Genomic DNA, 751 nt, shown 5'->3' on the forward strand with positions numbered 1-751 from the left:
TGCGGCCCGGTCTGCCCGCCCGAGGGGCTCTACCTCGCCGGCGTGCACTACCCGCAAGACCCGTTCGCCTGACGGCAGGTCGCGCGGGCATCGCGACGGCGCGCGATTGTCCCCGCCCGGGGCGGCCCCGGCCCCATTGCGCCCGCCGAACGGCCCGGGTAGAACTGACCGCAGCGGTCCCGTAGCTCAACAGGATAGAGCAAGCGCCTTCTAAGCGCTAGGTTGGGGGTTCAAGTCCTCCCGGGATCGCCAATAAAGTCAATTGTCGATGGGGCATATGGGTGCGCAAAACGGCGTTTTTTGCTGCACACCGTGTCAAGCGTGAATCTGCATGGCCGCTTATAATTGTGACAAGATACTGATAATATTGGATATTATATGTGCGCCTCGTCTAATAGGAAAAACGGCGGGCGTTTTCTGGAAGCCGAAGGTCTGAGCGTTGCCGCAAGGCTCTCAAGCCAAACCGTTCTGTCCTCATGGACTCCTGACATACAGCAAGTCGGCTGGTGAGGACCAAATTCCACTGGTCGGGGCGTCATCATCGCTTCAGGTTAACAGCCACGAAGGCCGAGATGTGCACGACCGGCAGACCGATCGAGTGAGCCGACCAAGTAAACCGCACCCGTGGCGCGCTCGAAGACACGAACGGCCCTGAGCAGCCTTTCGTTGATTGCTCCAGATGCTGCGACCGCATCCCGCTTTGCGGACATTGGCTTCTGTGATCAGTGCCTCTATTATCTACCGCAGATCA

The 751-nt window shown here is 59.5% G+C and carries 1 tRNA gene; it reads left to right on the plus strand.

Going from position 1 to position 751, the window contains the following annotated elements:
* Positions 1-175: 175 nt before the first annotated feature.
* Positions 176-252 (plus strand) — tRNA-Arg (locus ACH107_RS33270).
* Positions 253-751 lie beyond the last annotated feature (499 nt).

It is taken from the genome of Roseovarius halophilus (ex Wu et al. 2025) (genome assembly GCF_047086965.1).